3 protein-coding genes are annotated in these 1918 nt (G+C 62.7%); 2 read left to right on the plus strand and 1 reads right to left on the minus strand.

Annotated elements, in window-relative coordinates; translation table 11 throughout:
• Nucleotides 1-158: 158 nt before the first annotated feature.
• The gene (locus QZY03_RS23935) at nt 159-389 is read left to right on the plus strand and encodes a hypothetical protein (protein WP_295585291.1); all 231 of its coding nucleotides are present in this window, start codon (nt 159-161) and stop codon (nt 387-389) included.
• Between the two features lie 371 nt (nt 390-760).
• Nucleotides 761-1291, plus strand: a complete 531-nt coding sequence (locus QZY03_RS23940; protein WP_295585293.1) for a DUF4351 domain-containing protein — start codon at nt 761-763, stop codon at nt 1289-1291.
• A 446-nt stretch (nt 1292-1737) separates the two neighbouring features.
• On the opposite strand, the gene QZY03_RS23945 is transcribed toward QZY03_RS23940, so the two are convergent.
• The coding region (locus QZY03_RS23945) for a hypothetical protein (protein ID WP_295585295.1) at nt 1738-1918 on the minus strand (181 nt) is incomplete at its 5' end.

Below are 1918 nucleotides of genomic sequence, written 5' to 3' on the forward strand. Positions count from 1 at the left end.
ATCGTTATTCCCTCAAGGAAGCTGAGGCGACGTTCCAATCTGCTGAGGATTCCTTCTGGGGGCCGCACTGCCATGAGCGTCCGCCGTTACCGCTGGCGCTTGCGGCCAAGCGCTAAGAGGCGCGTCAGAAGCCTTGGACTCTCGACACCCTGCGCCTGATGCTGAAAAACTCGTGGCTAACACCGGAGGAGCAAGCCACCCTGCGTGCCGGCCTGCTGAGAAAGTTGACCCCCGAAGAGCGCCTGCACGGCCTGGATCCGGCGGAGGTACTCAAACGCTACGCGCTCGAAGAGCGCCTGCGCGGCCTCTCGCCGGAAGACATCCTGCGCGCGATGGATCCCAAACAGATCAAAGCCTGGCTCAAGCAACCCGGACACTCAGGGGATTGACAGAAATCGCCTGGCAGGCAGTTGGACATAAAGCGATTCCCAGGAATAAAGCTGCCGACGGCGCGGATGTGGGGGGGCGATTTCAGTCGCCCTCACCCGTCGTTAATCTTTCCCGGAAATTGAGGCGGGTCATGGCGATCACCACACACTAAGGTGATTTCCGGAACACCGGATACCACCCACCATCGGCTCGGATGTAGGTGCGACTTTAGTCGCACCGATTCGGACGCAGGTGCGACTGCAGTCGCACCTACATTGACCGGTATTTAAATTGTCGGAAATCACCTAAAGCCGCGACGGTCTGTCCCGAGATCCATGCCGAAATCGACTGGACACAGGGTCACGAATTTCTCGACAAAGAACTCCAAAAAGTGGTGCGCGATGCCGATCTGGGACGGCGCTATGCCGACAAACTCGTCAAGGTCGAGAAGTTGCTCGACTGGCACGCCCGCTGGGCCGAACTGGAAGCCAACCCTAACCCCTTCGCCCTGGTGGTCATGGCCCACCTCGAGGCGCAAGAGAGCAAAGACGGGGCCACCCGCAACGGCTGGAAGCTGCGCCTGGTGCGGCTCCTCTACGGGCGTGGCTACACGCGCCAGCAAATCCTGGAGATCTTCCGCGTACTCGACTGGATATTGCAACTGCCCAGGGACCTGGAGCTGGAATTCACTCGCGAACTCATGGCCTTCGAGGGGCAAGCCAAGATGCCCTACATCACCAGTATCCAGCGCATCGGCCGCCAAGAGGGCGAAGCCGCCATGCTCTTGCGCCTAATCGCCCGCAAGTTCGGTCCGCCCCCCGAGACGGTACGCGAGCGCATCACGCACGCCGACTCCGAAACCCTGTTGGAGTGGTCCGACCGCATCCTGACCGCCCAGACCCTTGACGAGATGCTCCACTAATCAAACGGCCAGACCAAACGGACAAACCACCTTGCCGCCGCGTCGCACCCGCGTTACCATAGCCAGTCGTTTAATGAATGAACAAATAGTGCAAACAGGAGCACTCGGCCAAGCCCCCCACAGACAGGGTAGGGCGGGAGCATGTCCGGACCCGTTCCAGCGCCCCGCACCGGCCGTCGGCACGTCTGCACCGCATCGAGCACGCCGTCGGCCCTCCGACCTTGATCATCGATCCGGCCATTGGCCGTCGCGGCCTGACCGTAAAAGTCGCGTAGCGACCCGGTGGGAGCGGCGTCCCGCCGCGCTGGGGCCGGGCGTGACTCCGCTTATCCAGACAGCCCTTTGGTGTAGGGGCGGGTGTTATCAGCCAGCGGACGTGATCACCGGACGTAGGGGCGGGTTTCAAACCCGCCCCTACACCAAGGGTCTGTGCGGATATCAGGTCGTCAGGCGATAAACCCGCCCCAATGTCCGGTGATCGTGACCGGTGCGCCCCAACCGGAGGCCGACGCTTCAGCGGGCGGCGCCGCCGCATCCGGCTGAAGCCGCGACGGTCTGTCGTCCGGGCACCACAGTGACCCGGACTCACCCCAGCCCCCAGGAGCCGCCCCGCCGTGAGCGAAGAGC

It is taken from the genome of uncultured Lamprocystis sp. (assembly GCF_903933125.1).
GTDB lineage: Bacteria > Pseudomonadota > Gammaproteobacteria > Chromatiales > Chromatiaceae > Thiodictyon.

Excerpts from the sequence above, each read along its gene's own strand:
- QZY03_RS23935 (WP_295585291.1), top strand. The coding sequence starts at position 159 with ATGCTGAAAAACTCGTGGCTAACACCGGAGGAGCAAGCCACCCTGCGT.